We start from the raw sequence: 20,047 nt of genomic DNA on the forward strand, positions 1-20,047 counted from the left end.
TAAAATAAGACGTTATGGGCCGTTAGCTCATCTGGTAGAGCACCGGACTTTTAATCCGGGTGTGGAAGGTTCGAGTCCTTCACGGCCCACCAGCAAATCGGTGGTTGGTGGTTAGAGGTTAGTTGTTAGAGAGGACATATGTTCGACCCTGGTTGTCCGCAGCCAACTGCTAACCACTAATAACTAACAGCTATTAGGCCCCCATCGTCTAGTGGCCTAGGACACCGCCCTTTCACGGCGGCGACAGGGGTTCGAGTCCCCTTGGGGGTACCAGCCTATCTATGATAGGCAACTAACAACTTACGACAGACAACAGACAACAAAACCAGGTTGTAAGTTGTATATTGTAGGTGGTGGGTTCGCGTTAGCGGGGGCGATTAGCTCAGTGGGAGAGCGCTTCCCTTACAAGGAAGATGTCGGAGGTTCAAATCCTCCATCGCCCACCATTTTCAGAGGATGGTGCCAGATTCAGTATCTTCTGAAAATGGTTGACACGAGTTGATTTGAACCTCCGACATAAGGGGGGTTGCATCGGGGGGAAAGGTTCCCCCCGTAATCTAGGTTAAGGAAGGGGGAACTCAAGGGGGAAACCGTTGGTTGCCCCCGTGAGGAGGGCAGGCAGTTAGGTGACTGCCCGACGGAGGATGGTTCAAATCCTCCATCGCCCACCATTGATATTTGTTATAGTTATATGATTGTAATACGGAGCCGTGGTGTAGCCTGGCCTAACACATCTGCCTGTCACGCAGAAGATCGCGGGTTCGAATCCCGTCGGCTCCGCCATCTCGATGTTGGGGATGGCGGGATAGCTCAGTTGGTAGAGCGCGGGACTGAAAATCCCGGCGTCCCCAGTTCGATTCTGGGTCCCGCCACCACTTTCCTTACCAACCGATAAGAGGCTTTCTTGAACATCCGGTTAAGCGACCTAATCGATCTGCCGGTTTTCGATGTGGAAAACCATAAGTTCCGCGGGTATGTCCGCCGTTTCTTGTTGACCGAAGACAAGACGGAGATCCGTGCTTTGATACTTCGCCGCCAGGCTTCCTATCCCCACAAGACCATGCCGTTTGAGCGCTTGGTCGGCGTGGGCGACGATCATTTGATGTCGGCCGGCCCGGCAATCCTACTGGTTTTTAACAGGGATGTAAGCCGAGCCGTCAAGCGGGTCGTTAAGAATCCTCATCCGTCCGCGGTCGAAGGGGATGACGTCATCGGCAAAGTCGTCGACTACATCATCGACGAATCGGGGAAGGTGACCTCGCTTATCATGGAAAAGAACATTTTTACCAAACCGGTCAGTATCAGCGCGGAACGCGTCATCGAATTCAAAGATAACCGGTTCTACATGAAGCCGGACACCCGGCAATGGGAACAGACACCTTTGTTTGAGGAGATTGCCGTGTTGACCGCCAGGCAGTTGGCTTTCGCGACGAACAAAACGAAAGACGTGATCGCCAAGACGAAGAAGAAGTACAAAGAAGCGAAAAAGAAGGACTGAAGTTAAGTCTAGAATCCCAGGTCTATCTGCAAGTTTCGGTCAGCCCCGATGGCCGCCCCGTCGACGTTTAACATCAGCTTGGTCGCCGCTTCCGGTATCGCGAACACCATGACGACGCGCTGCTTTTCCTTGACCAGAATCGACGCGGAATAAACGGACACGAGTTTCGGATTGGCCAGCCCTTTGATTTGGGCGTCCGTCGCCTTCTTGTCGATTAAGTAGGTCTTGCCGGCGCCGTCTTTAAGCGTGAACGCCTCCGGTTTCAGAGTGACCTTTTGGTCGCCTATATTTGTCAGGTAAAAGTCGACAATCAGGAACCAGTCTGGCGCGGTCACCTTGGCGTCCGCCTGTCCGACGTCGCGAGTCTTCAAGACGCTGATGACCGACCAGTTTATGCCGCCCAGCTTCGTGCTCTCGCCTGACTTAATCGCGACCGGCTTGACGGCCGGCGCGCGGCAGGCGCGGACAATCAGGACGATGGCCACGAGCGCTACTATGATTATGGCGATGGCGATGATGCGTCTTATAGTAACTGTCATGCCAACATTATAACCTTTTACTTGCAATTGCTGTCTAATATACTTATTCTGATACTGACAACTTACCTGGTCATAAAGTCATTTGTCATTCTACCGCCGGCACGAAAGGAGCCTTAAGAATGTTCAAGAGAACCCTCGCCGCAGTCGTCACAGCCTGTCTTTTTTTCTCTACGACAATCGCCTGCACCGTTTGCGGAGTCACGCCGCAAGATCAGACTAAGGTCACCAAGCGGACGGTCAACGTCAATCCGCTTTTCTACAAGGAAGACAGTACCGGTCCGAGCGGCGGTTACGGCACCGCCAAGATAACCATTGAAACCAACAAAACGGGTACGCCCAAGGTCGGTTTTATCGAGGACGAGGTCGCCGGGACCGGCGCGCAATGGCGGGCATCGGGCTGGATGGCGGCGACCATGGGACCGTTCCTGCTAGGCCGCGATGTCACTGACTTCAAATATAGTTTCGAGATGAATGGATATATCGACGGGCCTAGCGCCGGAGGATTAATGACCGCCGGCGTACTGGCGGCGCTGTTGGGCGACGACGTCAAGAAAGATGTCACGATGACGGGCACAATCAATCCCGACGGTACTATCGGCCCGGTCGGCGGCATTATGTACAAGATAGACGGGGCCAAAAAAGCCGGTAAGAAGACGATGTTGATTCCGGCCGGCACCCGTTATGAGGTAGACCAGACGACGGAGGAAGCCGTTGATTTAATCGCCAAAGGTAAGAGCAAAGGCATAACCGTTAAAGAGGTAGCCAACATCTACGAGGCTTATAAGGGTCTGACGGGCAATGAGTTGCCGAAGCCGGAAGGGGCGACCTTAACCAAGGTCGAACTCCCTGCCAGCGTGGACAAAAAGGTAAAAGACCGCGCCGTAGACTGGTTCCAGAAATATGAGGATGAAAGGACGAGGTACGGCGGCGTGGTTGTCGGCTTCGACACCTCGATCGAGGACGACTGGGTCGCGTCGGCCGACGATATGGCTGCCAAGGCCGACGATTATTTGGGACAGGGCATGACGTCCGCGGCTTATGACCAGATAACGGGCGCCTATATGTACACGACCATGGCGTACAACATGAAGAAGGCGATGCAGGCGTACCTGGCGCAGGGAGGCGTGGCGGGCGTCGACAACTATTTGTCGACGATCGATCCGACAGGCAAGAAAATGAATGATGCCTTTGACCAGCTGCGAAAAACAAAACCAGGCACTCTGGCCGATACCATTGTCCTGGCGGACGCTTTCGGGCGGTTATCGCTGGCGAGCGGTCTGATTGTGCAGGCCGAGGACCTGTTAAGCCGGGACGCGGCCACGCCCGAGGAAGCGGTAGCCAATATATTGATCGCCACGGCTTATTACTCTCTGGCGAGTTATGGAATAGACTACGCGCTGGATTCGGTCAAGATCGGGATGGGCATAGGCAAGGCCAAACCGGCCGACAAAGCGGCGATCACCCAGCTTTCCGAGGCGCTTCGCAAAGCGTCGGAGGCCAATATCGAATACTTTGACACGATCGTCTTGCAGGATATTGCCGACAGCGAAAACGTCAGTCTGGACGCCGTGAAATACTACTTCCTGACCAATGAGCTTGACTACGGATTCGCCGTTTCGGCGAACGTCGGCGCGCAAGAAATGAAGGACAAGCTTGGCAACACGGAAGCCAGGGCCATCGGCGTGCTCGGCAATTCACTGGAGTCGTTCGTATTGTCCAGTAAGCTTATCGCCAAGTATTATTCTTTGGGAGCCGAAACCGACGACAATGGAAACGTTATCGGCGTGACGATGGAAAAAGCCATGATCAATATGCTCGATTTTGGCGAGGATTCCGCTTTGGAAAACATCAACTCGGCCAAGAAGGCGGACGCGTTGCCGGTCATGGCCATAATCGCTTTCGACGGCGGCAAGGTCTATCGCGAGGGCACTTACGAAGATAAGTTTACGGCTCTCCAGAACTTCTGGGCGGCCTCCCTGGAAGGGAAAATGCTGTCGATTCTGGCCGGTATGAAGGTAACAAGGACGACGGCGTCGGGCACTTCGGGAACCGCGAAACTTTTGGGCGATTAGACGCCGATAACGGTCAGGGCGGCCGGGACGATTTCCGCCCGGTACCGTTTAGCTAAAATAAGTTCTCCATCGAGCGCGGCCGGAAGGTCGCGCTCGCTTTCTATATCTACGGTTCCAGCCTTGTAGAAATGGGTTTTCTTCATCCAGGTATGTTTACCGGCGACGGCGAACGGAAGGCGTAAGAACAATTCCCAACGCGGCAGGGCGTCGATAACACAGACCTCCAGCAGGCCGTCCGCATTGTCCGCTCCGGGCGTTATCTTAAAACCTCCGCCGTAAATCGGGCCATTATTGATTGCGACCAAGAGGACTTCTTTGGTTTCCCACTCGCCCCCGTCAACGCGAATCCGGACCGTGTGGCCGTAATAGTCATGCAAGACCACCCGGAACAGGGCGGTCATGTATAAAGAGAGACCGGTCTTCCGTGTTTCCTCTTTGATTTCGTTGGCTAAGTGGGCTACTCGGGCATCGAATCCGATGGCCAGCGAGTTGGTGTAATAGCGGCCGTTAACCAGCCCAAGGTCGATATTTTTCCGTCCGCCTGTCTTTAAACGAGCCATGGCCGCGCGGGCGTCTCGCGGGACGCCGATTGCTTTGGAAAGATCGTTTCCGGAACCGGTCGGGATCAAACCCACGGGAATGTCCAACCGCTTTTGGTGGGCAAGTCCGTTGACGATTTCGTAAACCGTGCCGTCACCGCCGGCTGCGACCACGGCGTCGTATCCGTTTAACGAGGCCGCGATGTCGAATGCTTGACAGGGGTGCTCGGTGACGGAGATATCGGCTTCAGCCCAGCCGGCCAAACCGTCTTTCAGTAGAGGAATTACTTCGCGCCCTCGCCCGTGATTGGCGTGCGGATTGACGATTACCTTAACGTGCCGCGCTCCCGCCTCAGGCATCGCTCCGGCCGCCCCGCATAAGCAGGATAGAGCCGATAAAGACCAGCAGCAAGACAACCGCAGTCCCGCCCCAGATAATCCAAGCCGGCGCGCCGGTCGTCGTTTTATCGGAGGCCGTTTCGCCGCCGGGGAGCATTACCTTTTTCTGGGCGATGGCCATGGCCACCGACGGCTTTGTTTTCATCTTTAAAGCGCGGGTTATCTCAGTTGAGGCGGTCCGGTAGTTTAGGGTGGCGACCATTGTGTAATGACCTTGTTTGCCGGCCGGGATTTTGTAAGTCTTTTCGTAGGTTTTGGTTTCGTTCGGCGCGAGGCGGTTGTCGGAATAGATCTTGACCGCGCGCCACATGGGAACGGTTCCGTCGTGTTTGCCCTGGGCGTCTTCCAGAACGGTCGTGTAACGTTCGTTATAGACCTTGTCTTTCTGGCCGTCTTTATCAACGGCGATGATTTCCAGCCAGACGTCGCGCACTTCCGTCAAACCCGTCGGAATCATGTGGCCGGCGCCGGTGTTAGTCACCTTGACGGTGATGAAAACCTTGTCTCCCGGTTTTGCGCTGGTCCGGTCGGTTGCCACTTCGATTTTGGCCGCTTTCTTCAGGAGCTTGATTGCTCCGGTCTTATCGCCTTCCGCGAAATTGCCGCCGGCGAAGGTGTGGCCGAAAACGACGGGGCGCTTCGGACCCTCAGAAGCTATGCTGACGTTTTTCATCTGAGGCATCATACAGTGCTGACATTGCCGGTTCTTAGCCGGGTACGGGCTGTTCTTCCATTCTGTGTAAGTTTGCTCGAGCGGCAATCCGTTGATCGGGTGATAAACGTCGTGACACATGCCGCAAAATTCGGACTGAGTATGCAAAACGGACAAGGTCGTTTCGTGGACTTCGGAGATCGCGTCAACAAACGGGCCCCGCTTTACGTTGCCGGGCGTATTGACGAAAGACGCGTTACCGATGCCGTTTGTGCCGCTGACCGTATGGCAAAAATCACAGGACACGCCGCTCATCGCGATGCTGCTCTTCGGCGGCACTTCTCCGATCATTTTCCCTATCGGGGAGTGACAATCGAAACAAAAGGCCCTTATGGCCTGGGCTTCAGGATTGTCGGGGCCGCCTAGATCTTCCACGGCGTAGGCGACCTGTTTCTGAAAAAGCTCGTCGGTTACAGCCCGGGCGTGGGCGGAGTGTTTCCATTGGTTATATAAGGTAGTATGGCATCCGCTACAATAAGAGGGTTCCATAAAGTCTTTGGCTGAATATTGAGCGGCGGAAGCGGCCGGTGAGGCCGATAAGACAAGCGCCGTTAGAAAGATGAAGGTCAGAACCTGGCGAAGCAACTTCATGCGGCCTCCTTTGGTATAATCTACGCGAAATAACTCACAATAACCATAATTCTAGCACACGGGGACATGGATGAGCCTGACAGGATTAGAGACAAGCGGCAAGAAATTAATCATGACGGCCGGCAAAGGCGGCGTAGGTAAGACGACGTGCGCCTCGGCCATCGCGACACAGTTGGCGGACGAGGGCTATAACACCATAATCATATCTTCCGACCCCACGCCGTCGCTTTCCGACATCTTTGAAACGGACGTCGGCGCCAGCGAAACACCGATACCGGGCGCTCCTAATCTTACAGCCCTGGAGATAAGCTCGGACCTTATCCTGGAGCGCTGGAAGAAGAAATTCGGCCCGGAAATATATGAGGTGATCAGCTCGTTTTTACCTTTTGACGAAGATATTATCGATTATGTGGCGACGGCTCCCGGAATCGAGGAAGAATATATGCTGGACTATATCCTGGAGCTGGTCGAGAAGAGTCGTTACGATATTGTCGTCTGGGACACCGCGCCGGCGGGCCACACCCTAAAACTTCTGGACATGCCGAACATGTTTATAAGCCATTTGACCAAAGCAATGAAGGTCTACATGGGTTTTACGGACTACATTAAGAAGGTGCAGAACGTCACCAAGCGCAAACCGAGCCGCCGCCGGATCGCCGACATAATCAAAGAATGGGAAGCACTGGCCGACAAGGTCGTGTCCTTCATGAAGAATCCCGCCAACACGGAGTTCATCCTGGTTACCATACCTGAGGCTTTGGGCGTCAAGCAGTCGGAGAGGATTATTAAATCGTTGGACGATTATGGGATGGAGATGAAACACCTGGTCGTCAACAACGTTATCGGGGAATCGGACAGCCCGTTTCTGGAATCGCGCCGCAACATGCAGCAGGGGTATCTCAAACATCTGAAAGACGAATACGAACAGCGTATGGAGGTCCTAGAAGTGCCGCTCGCCCCAAGCGAAATAAAGGGCTTGGAGCGAATACGGCAAATCTCTTCTATTCTATTTTCCTAAGGATAAGGTTTTTAGGCCTCGGATGGAGCCGCGGCGTTGAGCTCTTCCATCAACTTATCCACGTCAATGCCGTGAGCCTCGGCGGCTTGTTCCACGGTCTCGCCGCTGGCAATGAAACAGCCCAAGCAGTGCATTCCATTGTTCATCAGGACCTTAGCCGTGTCCGGATTCATCTCCAACACCTGGCTGATGGTCAAGTCTTTGGTGATTTTCATAGAATCAGTCCTCGAACGTAATGGCCTCTTCCGGACAGTTTTCGACGCAGGCAAAGCATTCCTGACAATCGTCCGGATTGACAACTTCGCTCTTGTAATTTTCGTTGTCTGGATCCGGCTCTGAAAAAACAACCGGGTCGGCCGGGCAAACGTCATAGCACGTTCCGCATCCGGTGCACTTATTGGCATCTACTTTTGGCGGCATACTTCTCCTCCTTTCACAGGGTGTTTACGAAGTTCGGTGCGGTGTCTGAAGAGGCTTGGGAGTCTCAAAAGACGTCGGCGCGCCTATTCTTACGTATTTACCGGGTTTATATTCCGTCAACCCTAGGGCTGCGCGACGCTCTTTAATATGCGCCAGGGTCTTGTTTACTATTTCGGCAGGATCCGGTTCGAACTCAAGACGTCCCTGGAGCTGTTCCTGCCATCTATTATTAATTATATCCTCAATTACCGGGCTGCCGCTAACCGGGCTGCCGACACCGAAGATAACGTAAGCCCCGCTGGCCACGAAGTACTCACCAATAGCCAGGGCTTTCTCGCTCATCCATTCCGGCGCGATACCTACGGCCGGCAGATCCGAGATGTCTTCGCCCAGCCCGCCTTCATTGACCACGTCCGAGAGCACGGTCAGGATCCGGGAATTGTCGACGCAGGAACCCATGTGCAGAACTGGAGGAATGCCGACCGTTTCGCCGATTTCCTGGAGCCCCGGACCGGCGTCTTTCATGGCCTCCGGCAGGAGCAGACCGTACTTGGCGTTGGCGATGGCGCCGCAGCCGGTCTGGACGACAAGGATATCGTTCTTAATGAGTTCTTTGACGATATAGTTATGGGCCGCGTCCTGTTCGACTCGTGGATTGTTACAGCCGACTACGCCGGCCAGACCCATGATCCGGCCTTCCATAATGGCGTCGTTCAGCGGCCGGAGTGTGGCGCGGTATTTGCCGCCCAGCATATAACGGATATATTCGTGGGAGAACCCGGCGACCAGGTCGCTAATATAATCCGGGATCTCGTATTCCTTGCGGTTCGGGTAGTTCTCGATCGCCAGTCTGACGATTTTCTTAGCCGTCTCAATCGGCGCGTTCTCGTCCAACGGCATATATTCTGCGCCCGGCACCTTGGCTTTGCGGCTGGTGGCTACGAGCTTGGTGTGGTAGCTGGAAGCGACGTCGGCCAGCGCCTGGAAGATGCACTGCACGTCGACGACCATAACATCGACGACGCCGGTGACGATAGCTAATTCCTGGTGCAGGAAGTTGCCGGCCGGCGGGACGCCCTGGCGGGCCAGGACCTCATTTGACGAGCAGCAGATGCCGGCCAGGTTGATGCCTTTGGCGCCCTTGGACTCGGCCAGTTTGATAAGTTCGGGATCGCGGCTGGCGGCAATGATTGTCTCCGAAAGCAGGGCTTCATGGCCGTGCATGACTATGTTGACATAGTCTTCCTTCAAGACGCCCAGGTTGACCTGACCGCGTCTGGCCCACGGCGTGCCGAAGATGATGTCCTGCAGATCGGTCGCCAGCATGCTGCCGCCCCAACCGTCGCCGAGCGAGGTCTTGAGTGAATGCATGAGGATGTGTTCCGGATCCGTATCAACACCCATGTTCGTGCGGTGCATGGCCTCGACGATCTCCCGATCGATGCCGCGGGGGGCGATATCGAATTTGCGCCATATCTCCTGGCGTTTCAACGGCGCCCGGTTCAAGTAATTCAGCTCGCCTTCCTGGCGGCCGAAGTTACCCAGCGCGATATTGGCGACGTCGAGCGCGATGTCTTTGACCTCGCGGCCTTCGGTCGCGAGGTCAAAGTGCTCGGCCACTGCCATAAGTTTATCCTCGTCCGCGATGCCGAAGCCGGAGATCTCTCCGGTCGCGATGCCGCGCAACATCAAGGCGACGTCGCGCCCGTGATCCGAGTGAGCGGCGGAACCGGCGGCAACGGAACGCGCCAGATTTCTGGCGACTACGGTCGCCGCATCAGCGCCGCATATGCCGCGGCTGCCCTCTTTGGTCAAGCGGCAGGGTCCCATAAAACAGTTTTTGCAGCAAGCCCCGGTCAATCCGATAGGGCAGGGTTTCATCTCATCGACGCGGGAAAAAGCGGTGGAAACCTTATCTTTGGCGGCCTTTTCTATCATCTGTTCGGCCGCGGGATCCATCGTCTTCCGGAGCGTCTTTTTTTCTGATTCCGGCATACCAACCTCCATTCGCGCATGTAGCGCTTGTTACTTGACAATAGTGTAAAAATTATATCACATGACTCCTATTGTATAATGTAATTTGTCGGCCCAAGCGACCTCCCCGGAAAGGATTTTAGGGTGAATATAGAAGCAGTCGGCAAAAGCGCGGCCAAGTTGGTCGACAACATCGAAACGGTTATCAAGGGCAAGCGTCAGGCCGTCGAATTATCTGTCGCGGCGTTGCTCTGCCGAGGACACCTCTTGATCGAAGATGTGCCGGGCGTCGGCAAGACGATGCTGGCCAAATCGATCGCCAAATCGGTCGACGGAACATTCAAAAGGATTCAGTTCACGCCGGATCTGCTGCCGTCGGATATAACCGGCACCAGCCTGTTTAATCAAAAAACCGGCGACTTTGAATGGCAACCGGGACCGGTCTTCGGCAACATCGTTCTGGCTGACGAGATCAACCGGACAACGCCTCGGACACAATCGGCCCTCCTGGAAGCAATGGATGAGCGACAGGTGACCATCGACGGGGTAACCAGGCCGATGCCGGAACCCTTTTTTGTCATCGCCACGCAGAACCCGGTTGAGTATCACGGCACGTACCCGCTGCCGGAAGGACAGCTTGACCGTTTCCTGATGAGCATAAACCTGGGCTATCCTGACGCCGCCGATGAAAAGTCGGTCGTTATCAGCCAGCAGTCGTCCCATCCGATCGAAACGCTTAAGCCGGTCATGCACGCGGATGAAATCGTTGAGGCGCAGACCGCGGTTAAGACCGTCTCTATCGACGAAACGCTTATAGACTATGTATTGAAAATCACGGACGCGACACGGCGGTCCGACGACTTTGTTTTGGGCGCCAGTCCGCGAGGAACGCTGGCGCTTGTCCATACGGCGCAAGGTTACGCCGCCATCAAAGGGCGGAAATTCGTTCTGCCGGACGATATCAAAACCGTCGCCATGGCCGTGCTGGCGCACCGGGTTTTCGTAAAGCCGCGGCTGAAAACGGGCGAGGCGCCGGCCAGGAAGATAATCGCCAGGATTCTCGACGAGGTGCCGGTTCCCGTAGTTCGATGATCAACCGCAAAGTAATCACCCTTCTCCTTCTGGCTTTGGCGATGTTTCTTATCGCTACCAATGTTCAGGCAGCTCTCCTGTTTCTGATTTCGGCCTCATTGATCGGCCTCGTTGTCATTTCTTACGCGGTCCCGATCTTGGTCACCAGCCGGCTAACCACGGTCCGGAAGATGCCGGCGGAATCGTTTGAGGGCATGCCCGTCGTTATCCGGTCGGAGGTTTCCAACCGGGGCTGGCTGCCGAGGTTTCTTCTTAAGGTAGAAGACCAGCTGGCCCGGGGCGGCGGCGGAACCGTTGTCTGGCTGCCCGGCGGCGCCTCGCGGGCGGTAACGTATGAAACCGCTTTGCCCAGAGGCGTTTATACCAAGGCCGGTTTGGCCGCGGACTCGGGTGCGCCGTTCGGGGTGTGGCACCGAAGAGTTTCAAACGAGGCCACCGCCGGCATAACCATCTATCCCGCCTACGAGGAGATTCCGACCTTCCCGATTCTTGAACCGATGTCCAGCCCGTCGGAAACCGTGCATGAACGGCGAAGCGCCGGCTCCGGCTATGACTATCTGGGAATCCGGGAATACCGGCGGGGCGACAGCATGCGGGCTGTTCACTGGCGGAGTTCCGCCAGGCGGGGCGAGCTTGTCGTCAAGGAGTTCGAGGAAGAAATCGCCACGCCCGTCAGCATCGTCATTGATTTAAAGGCCGGGACCGCGGCAGGCCGAGCCGGCGACGATTCTTTGGACGCTGCAGCCCGCGTCGCCGCCACCTTAGCCAACTATTGCCTTAAAGCCGGCCACCCGTTGCGTCTTTTTGCCCAGGACAAAGAGGCCGTGGCGAAAATCGAACGCCCCGGTTTCTTCCCGACCCTTGAATGGCTGGCGGGACTTAAAGCCAACGGCCGCCTCGACGCGGCGGCCCTGGTCGAGGAGGCGATACCTTTCATCGGCCAGCGCTCGACGGTCATTCTGATCGCGACGTCGCAAAAAGCCGACTGGGCGGACATTTCCGCCGCCGTGCAAGCTCGCCGGGCCAGACTGATCGTCGTCTTGGTAGACGCTCGCAGCTATGGGGACAAAGTCTCGCCAACGCTGGAGGAGATCTCCGGAGAAATGGCCGGCGCTCGCGCGACGCTTTACGGATTAATGAAAGGACAGGATGTTAAGGAGTGTTTGAGAGAGCCCTTGAACGTTACCGGGAGATAAACAGGAAGCTGCCGCCCGAGAACTCGTTGTTTGTCCGGGCAAGCGTTTTGGGCGCCGTATTGACGGGCACATTCGCCGTCGTTGCCCAGGGTTATCTGCCGCAATCAACCAATATTATCGCTCCCATCGGTATAATCGCCGGCTTTGTCCTTAGCTGGTACCGGCGCGATAACGTCAACGTCGGTCTGAAAATTGCGCTCTCGTTCGCCCTGTTCGGCGTGACGGGCTGGTTCTTTTACAACGTGGTTTCCGTGCCGTACGATACCCGGGTGCCGTTGGCCGAACTTTTTCTGTGGATTCAGGTCCTGCACAGTTTCGACCTACCGGCTCGCCGTGATCTGCAGTTCTCTTTGGTGTCAGGCTTAGTGCTGACCGCCATGGCGGGCACCCTGGCGCTGGACATGTCCTTTCTCTTCTTCCTGGCGGGATTTATCGTATTCTCATTGCTCGCGATGTTCGGTATGTATCTATCCGAGCTGGGAGTGAGTCCGCTGCAAGTTTTAAAAGAGGCGCCCGCCTGGAAATCGCTGGCCTGGATCGCGGTGACAACGGTCCTAATGATGGCGATTACCGTAGGCGCGTATCTGGCGACTCCAAGGCTGCCGGGTATGCGGGTGCAGAGCCTGCCTTTTAGCGCGGAAAAAGCCTTTGCGGCGGCCTTCCGGGGCGGGCTGGCCGGGCCGGCCGTCAATCTGAACGAACGTTTGCCGAGCAGCCGGGCGACTTTTTCCGGCACCTCGTATCCCGGATTCAACAAATCGCTCGATTTGCGAGTCAGGGGTAAGTTGTCCAAAGGGCTGGTCATGAGGGTAAAATCGACCAACCTGACCTATCATCGCGGCCAGTCTTTCGTCAATTACACTGGCAAGGGTTGGACGGCCGTCGCCGAAAAACCGAAACAAGCCAGGCAAAAAACGCAGCCCCCCATCATCCTGCCCGTTTTGGACATTGAGGGATATATGGGGGCGCGGGAAACTGTTTCCTCCTATTATATCGAAGCGGACCAGCCGAATATCGTCTTCGCGCCGTACCAGGCGGGTATGCTGTACTTCCCGTCGGCGGCCGTTTGGATAGACCGGGAGTCCGCCGTAACGAGCTCTTTCTCCCTGGATTCCGGGGTGATCTATAGTGTGATTTCACACTACGATCCGGCGAATCCGACGCGCTTGAGGAAGCAGCCTCAAATATACGGAAACCGCGAACTGTCCAGATATCTGCAACTGCCGGAGATGCCCGACAGGGACGCGGCCTTGGCCGCGCGAATCACGGCCGGAATGACCAAACCCTACGAGAAGCTGGAGGCAATCCAGGCGGAACTGAATCGAAGGTGCCGTTACGACCTGGAGGCGCCTTTCCAGCCGGAAAACCGGGACGCGGTCGATTTCTTCTTGTTTAGCAGCAAAGCCGGCGGTTGCGACCAGTTTGCCAGCGCCTTCGTCGTGCTGGCCAGGATGAACGGCCTGCCGGCCAGACTGGTCACGGGCTATGTGCCGGGCGACTATAATCCGTTTACCGGTTACTACGAAGTTCTGGCCGAGCACGCGCACGCCTGGGCTGAGGTCTATTTTCCGAACTACGGGTGGATCGCCTTCGACCCGACACCGGGCAGCGAGATGCCAACGGATACGGGCCGATTGCGGAGGTCGTTCGCCGGCGCGTCTCTGTTTGAGTACTTAAACCGGCACTTCCCGGAACAACTGAGAACGCTGAGAAATGTTCTCGGTTCGTGGAGAGCGGTCGTTTCTTCCCCGTTGGCCAGGGCCGCCGCCGCTTTGCTTCTGGCCGGCGCCTTTGGCTACGCGGGCGTGGCGGCCTGGCGAAGATTCAAGACGCGGGTAATAGAACCTGCGGCCGCGCGAGCCGGCATGCCCTTCACCGCGGTTGAAAGCGCTTACTTGGCCATGTGCGAGCTATTCGCCGGCCTGGAGCGACCCAGGCGTCCAAGCGACACACCGGCCGAGTATTCCGCCGCTTTGACGGCCGAGTTCGGATGTCCGGAAATCGGCCGGCTTACAGGCATGTTTGAGACCGCGTTCTACGGCCGAGAAGCACCCGGCAAGTCTGAGGAGGACGCGGCGCGGGAAGCTTGGCGGACGCTATCCGACAAGTTGAAAAGGCCGACCGATACATGCTAAACTGCTTGTGCTCTTGAACAGGTTTTGAACCTTTAGGGGGCCTGCCCGTTTTATGGATAAGTATAAGTACCTAGTCGGCATTTGTGTCGTCTTTTTTGTCATCACAGTGGTGATCTTCTTCACCAAGGGATCGACCCTTTTCTGGCCGCTTTTCTACGTGCCCATTATGATGGGGGCGTTGTATTACAACGAAATCGGCGGGGCGGGAGTCGGTGTCTTAAGCGCGCTAGCGCTATTCGGATTCCTGTACTTGCAGATCCCTGTTGACGAGGTCAGCGCCAGGACGATTGAATTCTCCGTCGCCAGCGGCCTTATGGTTTCCGCCGGATTCTTCTTCGGCTGGTATTTCCATTCTCAAAAGAGAAGGCTGGCCGATCTGAGCGACGGCACGATGCTCGACCGGCTGACCGGGCTGCACAACTACGGTTACTTCGCTGAACGGTTGGAAGAGGAACGGAAACGAGCCGACCGTTTTGGCAGCCGCGTCGCCCTGATGATGGTCGATGTGGATTTCTTTAAGCCATTCAACGACCAGTTCGGCCACGCCTCCGGTAATCTGATGCTAAAGAGGCTGGCTGTTATATTGGAGGAGAAGGTTCGGGACGTCGACATTGTATGCCGTTACGGCGGCGAGGAATTCGCCGTTATCTTACCGAATACCGAGGATGAAGCTCTGACCGTGGCCGAACGAGTCCGTCAGGCTGTTGAAGAATCGGGTTTCGAGGGCGATAAGAACGAGCCTGCCGTAAAGAAGACGGTCAGCATTGGCGTCGCCGTTTACCCCAACCACTGTGAAAACGACCTGGAACTTATCGATTGCGCCGACAAGGCTTTGAATCGCGCTAAAGAAACCGGCCGGAACCGCATCGTGCAATACGATCCGGGCGTTGATACCCAGCCGACCTAATGCTTTATGCCGTTTGTGACCTTGGCGGAACAACTACACAGGTCGCCCTCGTCGACGAGCGGGGCGTCATCAAGATCGACGCCCGCCGCCCGACTCTCCTAAAATCATCTACATCAATAATTGACGGGGTCGTCGACCTGACCGAGGAACTGCTGTCGGCAATCCACAAAACGAAGTCAGATCTCGACGGTTTCGGGATCGGGGTGGCCGGCCTGGTGGACTACAAAACGGGGACGGTTGTTTTCGCTCCCAACCTGCCTTTGCGCAACGCGCCGCTAAAGAAGACTATGGCCGGGCGGTTCGGGACGAAAGTTGTTGTTGAGAACGACGCCGCCGCCGCGACCTTAGGCGAGGCCAGATTCGGCGCCGGCCGCGGTGTTAAAAACCTGGTCATGTTGACAATCGGCACCGGCATCGGCGGCGGAATCATTATTGACGGAGCGCTCTATCGCGGAACCTCAGGCAGCGCCGGCGAGCTTGGCCATATGGTTATCGAGGCCGGCAAAGCGGCCTGCGAGTGCGGCGGGCAGGGTTGTCTGGAAGCGCTCGCGTCCGGCCGCGCCATCGCCGCGCGGGCGCGCACGGCCGTCAAGAAAGCGGGCGGCGGAAAAATCGTCGATCTAGCCATCGGCGACCTTAAGAACATCACCGGCGAAGTTGTGTCGCAAGCGGCTCAAGCGGGCGACACAACAGCTATCGCTGTGCTGGCGGAAACCGGCCGTTTCATCGGTGCCGGCCTGGTGACCATCGTAAACGCGTTCAATCCGGATATGATCATCCTCGGCGGCGGAGTCATGGAAGGCGACACCCTGATCCTCAAAACCGCCGTGGCCGTTGTCAAAAAATGCGGCCTTATCCCTAACCGGGACGTCGTTAAAATCGTACCGGCGAAACTAGGCAACAAAGCCGGCCTCTACGGCATTTCTTCCCTGCTTGCGGAAACAAAGAAATAGACTCGCATGCCGCTCGCGTCCTACCATCGTTTTTGCTTTGGGGTCAGGCCCTTTCTTCTTATGCGATAGGGCCTGACCCCGTGTTTCAAGTCGCAACGCCTTCGCAAACAATGCTCTCCGCTCGGACGTGATTTGTCCGCATGCTCGAACTTCTTTTTAAAGCTAGCCCTCTCTCTTGAGGGGAGAGGGCTACTGTTAATAACCACTCCAGCGCTTTGGAGTGCTGGAGTGGTTTTCCACAGGGCGCTCGTTTATATATACCAACTCTTGTTTGTATAGCAACTTATGTTTGCCCGGACGCATCCCCGGGAATATGTCCCAACCGACTTCATTTTCGCATTTGCGCAAATACGGAATTTGCGCAAATGCAGTTTCTGACTGATATGGAAATTAAAGGTTATGTCACTCCCGTTCTTTGGAGAATGGGGCTGTTCGCCTTGGAGCAGGGATAGGGCTAAAATGTTGGTGGCGTTATGGTTAGCGCTGATCTTTGGAGGTAGCAAAAGTGGCGGCTGAGGTTTTTTTCGCCGGAATGAAATCGGCCCTCGGGTCCGGAATGCTCGACAAGACGGGTCAATTGTTCGACAAAGCCGGCTTTGCCGAGTTTATCAACGAACGCGACCTGGTCGCGCTGAAGATTCATTTCGGCGAACGGGGGAATACCGCTTTTCTATCGCCTATTTATGCCCGGCGGGTTATCGACAGGGTTAAAAAAGCCGGCGGACGCCCTTTTTTAACGGACGCGGGAACCCTGTATGTCGGCGGGCGAAGTAACGCCGTCAGCCATATCACAACTGCTGTTCAGAACGGCTATTCCTTCGCGACGGTCAATGCGCCGGTTATTATTGCCGATGGGCTGACCGGCAAGGATTATGTCGAAGTCGAGATAAACCGGAAACATTTTGAGAAGGTGAGAATCGCCAGCGCGGCGGTTCACGCCGACAGCCTGATAGCCTTAACGCATTTCAAAGGCCACGAGATGACCGGTTTCGGCGGAGCGCTGAAGAACATCGGCATGGGCCTGGGGTGCCGGAGCGGTAAACAACAGATGCACGCCGATGTTACGCCGTCCGTCGACGCGTCAAAGTGTAAAGCCTGCGGCAAATGCGTCCGCTGGTGCGGCGCCGCGGCCATCAAGGTCACCGGCGAGCGGGCGGAGATCGACCTCTCGAAATGCCAGGGTTGCGGAGAGTGTATCGTTACCTGTCCCGAACAGGCAATCAGCATTAACTGGGGCGACGACGCGGTTAAGGTCCAGGAAAAAATAGCGGAATACGCGTTGGGCGCGATTAGCGACAAGAAAGGGAAAACCGGATTTATAAACTTCATTATGAACATCACGCCTGATTGCGATTGCTGGGGTTACAGCGACGCGGCGGTCGCGCCGGATATCGGCATTGCCGCGTCAACCGATCCCGTCGCAGTGGACCAAGCATCGATCGACCTGGTTAACGAGACCGCCGGCCGGGATCTGTTTAAGGAAATCCACACGAACGTCGATTGGGATGTTCAGTTGAGGCACGCCGAGGCTATCGGTTTGGGAAGCCGCGATTATAAACTGGTCCGTCTGGACTAAAGTTTTGCAGCCTGGAGCCGATAACTGATTAGCCCTAAAAACAGGGGTTGATGAGGTAAATATGCATAACGTGACATTCTCGGGACGACAAATGAAAGAACCGAAGGGGGCTAAGCACCGTAAGGGCCTCTCGACCACTCTCGTGTGGTGGCTGTCCGGCGGGGCCGCGGTAAGCGTCATCGCGTTAACCATCGTTCTGACAACATATCTGTCCGGCGGATTTTCTGCTTACCGGACAGGTCAGCCGGGTACGGATATGCGCGCCTTCCAGCTGCCCGCCCCGACGAATGACATGCTCACGCCTGCCGTTGAGCCGGTTTCGGAAAACGAGCAGGTCTGGATCGACAACATCAGGACCCTCTCCAAACAACAACGGCAGCAGGCTGAAGAAAGACAGCGTCAGCAGGACGAAGCCTTGCGGCAGCAACAGTTGGCCGCGGCCGCCCAGGCGAAATTGACCGCCGGCTCTACGTCTTCGACCAAGCCGGCAGACGGTACCGCTTTCTTAGTCGGCGATCAGTCGCAAGCCCGCGCCATCGACATCTACCTGACGGAGGTCGAAAGTCCGATGGTCGGTTACGGCCGGGCGTTCGTCAGCGCCGGACGGACTTACGGCGTCGATCCGTTCCTCGTCGTCAGTATCGCCGGCAAAGAAAGCTCCTGGGGCAAAGACTGCTTTCTGCCATTTAACGCCTGGGGCTGGGGCGACGTTTATTTCAAGAACTGGGAAGACGCGATCTTCAGCTACGCGCGCTGTTTAAGCGAGGAATACATAAAGAAAGGCAGAATGACTCCGGCCGTTATCGCGCCGATCTATTGCCCGCCGAATGCCGCGGCGTGGACTCGCGACGTCAACGATTTCTACGCTGAGCTTTACGGCGTCTATGCCGCAATCCAGCGGTAGATTCATGGCCCCAGCCGCAGGGAAGCTATTCGTCACCGCCACGCCTATCGGCAACCTGGAAGACATCACGCTGCGGGCTCTTCGCGTCCTCAAAGAAGCCGATCTCATTGCCGCCGAAGACACCAGGGTAACGCGCAAACTGCTGGCAAGGTACGACATAAAGACCCCTCTAGTCAGCCTGTATGAGCACAACGAGAAGACAAGGATTCCGGAACTTCTGGCGAAAATCAGATCCGGGCTCAACGTCGCGCAGGTGTCGGATGCCGGCATGCCCGGCATATCCGACCCCGGTTACCGGTTGATCAAGTCTTGTCTGGACGAGGGTTTGCCGGTTGAGATCATCCCCGGTCCGACCGCTCTCATCAATGCTTTGGTCGCGTCAGGATTGCCGACGGACAGGTTCCTTTTCATAGGTTTCTTGCCGCCGAAATCCGGCGGGCGCAGGAAACTGCTGGAGGAGCTGAAGGAAGAAAGAGGGACGCTGGTTTTTTATGAATCGCCCCACCGCGTCAAGAAAACGCTCGCCGACGTGACGGAAATCATGGGAGACAGGCCGGTCGCGCTGGCTCGCGAGCTCACTAAGATGTTTGAGGAAACCCTCCGGGGCACGGCCGCGGACATCTTGGATCGATTAGGCGAGAAGAACGTCAAAGGCGAAATCGTCCTAGTCATCGGCGGCAAAACCAGAAAATAATAGACTCGCATGCGGCTCGCGGCCTACCAGCGCTTACTCGTCTCACTCCCAAGTACTAAGGTCGCTTCGCCAAGCAAACCCTGCTCTCCGCTCGATTCGTGGAATGTCTGCTGTTCAATCTTACTATTCAAGACTGTTTCTCCCCCATACTTGGGAGAGAAAGGAAACCCAGGGTCGAGGCTCCCACCCACACCTCAGGCTAGACTCGCAGATTGGGGCGCTCGAATTCATTTTTACATCTGCGCAAGTGTCATATATGCGCAGATGAGCGGACAGTGAGTCTTTTCAGACAGCGTGTTTGGTTGGGTTTCGTGATAAGATATGGAGACTTGATTAGGGCATCAACATGTTAACTTGCCAAGGACTTTCAATGGCAGGTTGCTCGGAGGGCAGCATGGATCAAAGCAAAAAAACTATTACGGCAGCGTCCGTTATGATTATTGCCTTCTTATCGGCGATTGTCGCAGTCGCCTTGGTACAGAATCCGCCAACGGAAGTTAAGCCTCATGACCATGCGGCCGAACAAGCGGGCCAGCAGTCAGATCAAGCCTCCGTTCTTGAAGCGACTCTCGATGAGATCGATCCGAAGGCGACAGGCACACTATCATTGGTGGTGCAGGGCAACAACAACGAAGAGGCTGCTAAGAAGCTGACGGAAGCTTTACATTCGCAGTTTGAAGGCTTCATCGGAAAGGTGACAATCGACCTAAGTAAACAAACCTTTGTGCTCGAATACGATACCACCAAGCTAACGGAAGATAAGCTGCTTATCGCTATAGGCGATGCCGGTTACAAAGCGGAAAAAACCCCCGCCGAATAGACAAGCAC

The 20,047-nt window shown here is 55.9% G+C and carries 18 protein-coding genes and 5 tRNA genes; 17 read left to right on the top strand and 6 right to left on the bottom strand.

Going from position 1 to position 20,047, the window contains the following annotated elements; translation table 11 throughout:
* Positions 1–16: 16 nt before the first annotated feature.
* The 6 genes from WC891_04270 to WC891_04295 all read left to right on the top strand — a co-directional run bounded on the left by WC891_04270 (position 17) and on the right by WC891_04295 (position 1,498).
* Positions 17–92: transfer RNA gene (locus WC891_04270), tRNA-Lys, on the top strand.
* Between the two features lie 105 nt (positions 93–197).
* Positions 198–273, top strand: a tRNA-Glu gene (locus WC891_04275).
* A 98-nt stretch (positions 274–371) separates the two neighbouring features.
* Positions 372–446, top strand: a tRNA-Val gene (locus WC891_04280).
* A 258-nt stretch (positions 447–704) separates the two neighbouring features.
* A tRNA-Asp gene (locus WC891_04285) sits at positions 705–783 on the top strand.
* Between the two features lie 16 nt (positions 784–799).
* Positions 800–875: transfer RNA gene (locus tag WC891_04290), tRNA-Phe, on the top strand.
* A gap of 29 nt (positions 876–904) precedes the next feature.
* Positions 905–1,498: a hypothetical protein gene (locus tag WC891_04295; protein MFA5867167.1), complete on the top strand. Its 594-nt coding sequence runs from the start codon at positions 905–907 to the stop codon at positions 1,496–1,498.
* An 8-nt stretch (positions 1,499–1,506) separates the two neighbouring features.
* Here the strand turns inward: WC891_04295 and WC891_04300 are convergent, their stop codons facing one another.
* Entirely contained in the window at positions 1,507–2,037 is a 531-nt protein-coding gene (locus WC891_04300) for a DUF4352 domain-containing protein (protein MFA5867168.1), read from the bottom strand.
* A gap of 119 nt (positions 2,038–2,156) precedes the next feature.
* On the opposite strand from WC891_04300, the gene WC891_04305 reads away from it, so the two are divergent.
* A complete protein-coding gene (locus tag WC891_04305) occupies positions 2,157–4,109 on the top strand; it encodes a S16 family serine protease (protein ID MFA5867169.1) in 1,953 nt (650 codons plus the stop codon).
* On the opposite strand, the gene WC891_04310 is transcribed toward WC891_04305, so the two are convergent.
* Entirely contained in the window at positions 4,106–5,008 is a 903-nt protein-coding gene (locus WC891_04310; GenBank protein MFA5867170.1) for a diacylglycerol kinase family protein, read from the bottom strand. The two genes, WC891_04305 and WC891_04310, sit on opposite strands and share 4 nt — an antisense overlap.
* The gene (locus WC891_04315) at positions 5,001–6,350 is read right to left on the bottom strand and encodes a multiheme c-type cytochrome (GenBank protein MFA5867171.1); all 1,350 of its coding nucleotides are present in this window, start codon (positions 6,348–6,350) and stop codon (positions 5,001–5,003) included. The genes WC891_04310 and WC891_04315 overlap by 8 nt, the downstream gene beginning before the upstream one ends.
* 70 nt (positions 6,351–6,420) lie before the next feature.
* Here WC891_04315 and WC891_04320 point away from each other — a divergent pair, with 70 nt between their 5' ends.
* Positions 6,421–7,368 carry an ArsA family ATPase gene (locus WC891_04320; GenBank protein ID MFA5867172.1) on the top strand — a complete coding sequence of 316 codons (948 nt, stop codon included), beginning with the start codon at positions 6,421–6,423 and terminating at the stop codon, positions 7,366–7,368.
* 11 nt (positions 7,369–7,379) lie between these two features.
* On the opposite strand, the gene WC891_04325 is transcribed toward WC891_04320, so the two are convergent.
* Genes WC891_04325 through cooS form a run of 3 tightly spaced genes read right to left on the bottom strand, consistent with a single transcriptional unit; the run spans position 7,380 to position 9,783 of the window.
* Entirely contained in the window at positions 7,380–7,583 is a 204-nt protein-coding gene (locus WC891_04325) for a DUF1858 domain-containing protein (GenBank protein ID MFA5867173.1), read from the bottom strand.
* Positions 7,584–7,587: 4 nt separating this feature from the next.
* Positions 7,588–7,788 carry a 4Fe-4S binding protein gene (locus WC891_04330; GenBank protein MFA5867174.1) on the bottom strand — a complete coding sequence of 67 codons (201 nt, stop codon included), beginning with the start codon at positions 7,786–7,788 and terminating at the stop codon, positions 7,588–7,590.
* 24 nt (positions 7,789–7,812) lie between these two features.
* A complete protein-coding gene (gene cooS, locus WC891_04335) occupies positions 7,813–9,783 on the bottom strand; it encodes an anaerobic carbon-monoxide dehydrogenase catalytic subunit (protein ID MFA5867175.1) in 1,971 nt (656 codons plus the stop codon).
* 123 nt (positions 9,784–9,906) lie between these two features.
* Here cooS and WC891_04340 point away from each other — a divergent pair, with 123 nt between their 5' ends.
* The 9 genes from WC891_04340 (at position 9,907) to WC891_04380 (ending at position 20,039) form a co-directional block, all read left to right on the top strand.
* A complete protein-coding gene (locus tag WC891_04340; protein ID MFA5867176.1) occupies positions 9,907–10,854 on the top strand; it encodes a MoxR family ATPase in 948 nt (315 codons plus the stop codon).
* Positions 10,851–12,050, top strand: coding sequence for a DUF58 domain-containing protein (locus WC891_04345; GenBank protein MFA5867177.1), 1,200 nt, complete (start codon positions 10,851–10,853; stop codon positions 12,048–12,050). The genes WC891_04340 and WC891_04345 overlap by 4 nt, the downstream gene beginning before the upstream one ends.
* Positions 12,014–14,185 (top strand): transglutaminaseTgpA domain-containing protein, encoded by a 2,172-nt coding sequence (locus tag WC891_04350; GenBank protein MFA5867178.1) that lies wholly within the window; start codon positions 12,014–12,016, stop codon positions 14,183–14,185. Before WC891_04345 ends, WC891_04350 begins: the two co-directional genes overlap by 37 nt.
* Positions 14,186–14,237: 52 nt before the next feature.
* Complete coding sequence (locus WC891_04355; protein ID MFA5867179.1) at positions 14,238–15,092, top strand: GGDEF domain-containing protein; 855 nt, start codon at positions 14,238–14,240, stop codon at positions 15,090–15,092.
* Positions 15,092–16,045, top strand: coding sequence for an ROK family protein (locus WC891_04360; protein MFA5867180.1), 954 nt, complete (start codon positions 15,092–15,094; stop codon positions 16,043–16,045). Before WC891_04355 ends, WC891_04360 begins: the two co-directional genes overlap by 1 nt.
* Before the next feature lie 505 nt (positions 16,046–16,550).
* The gene (locus tag WC891_04365; GenBank protein ID MFA5867181.1) at positions 16,551–17,621 is read left to right on the top strand and encodes a DUF362 domain-containing protein; all 1,071 of its coding nucleotides are present in this window, start codon (positions 16,551–16,553) and stop codon (positions 17,619–17,621) included.
* Between the two features lie 91 nt (positions 17,622–17,712).
* The gene (locus WC891_04370) at positions 17,713–18,525 is read left to right on the top strand and encodes a hypothetical protein (protein ID MFA5867182.1); all 813 of its coding nucleotides are present in this window, start codon (positions 17,713–17,715) and stop codon (positions 18,523–18,525) included.
* A gap of 4 nt (positions 18,526–18,529) precedes the next feature.
* Entirely contained in the window at positions 18,530–19,219 is a 690-nt protein-coding gene (rsmI, locus tag WC891_04375; GenBank protein ID MFA5867183.1) for a 16S rRNA (cytidine(1402)-2'-O)-methyltransferase, read from the top strand.
* A 394-nt stretch (positions 19,220–19,613) separates the two neighbouring features.
* On the top strand, positions 19,614–20,039 hold the full coding sequence (locus WC891_04380) for a hypothetical protein (GenBank protein ID MFA5867184.1): 426 nt from the start codon (positions 19,614–19,616) through the stop codon (positions 20,037–20,039).
* Positions 20,040–20,047: the final 8 nt, after the last annotated feature.

This window comes from Actinomycetota bacterium (assembly GCA_041658625.1).
Classification (GTDB): Bacteria; Actinomycetota; JAHEXW01; order JAHEXW01; family JAHEXW01; genus JBAZZW01.